The sequence below is a fragment of the Kitasatospora sp. SC0581 genome (assembly GCF_048159585.1).
Lineage (GTDB): Bacteria > Actinomycetota > Actinomycetes > Streptomycetales > Streptomycetaceae > Kitasatospora.
In genome coordinates, this window is record NZ_JBLRWA010000346.1 from 1 (window position 1) to 305 (window position 305).

Below are 305 nucleotides of genomic sequence, written 5' to 3' on the forward strand. Positions count from 1 at the left end.
CGTCGGCAGACCGAGCAACGAGCCGCCCGCGACGTCCAGTTGCCCCGGGATCGTCTGGTGCGACTGCCAGAAGCGGCGCCCGCCCTGCCAGGGGTAGTGCGGGTTGCCGAGCAGCAGGCCGCGGCCGTTCGCCGTGGTGTCGCCGCGGAACGCGACCGCGTTCGAGCCCATCGAGGCGTCGGCGGCGTGCTGCTCGACCGCGCGGATCACGGCCCGCGGATCGGCCTTCGCCTGCGAGGAGTTCGCCGTGGGCGGCTGGGCCGCCGTGATGCTGTCGACGTTGCCGCCGTGGCCGCCGAGGACCG

Annotated in this window: 1 protein-coding gene; it reads right to left on the reverse strand. The window is 75.1% G+C overall.

Annotated features, from left to right (window positions below; genetic code table 11):
- On the reverse strand, positions 1-305 hold a 305-nt coding region (locus tag ACLWS4_RS38400; protein WP_416876627.1), incomplete at both ends, for a penicillin acylase family protein.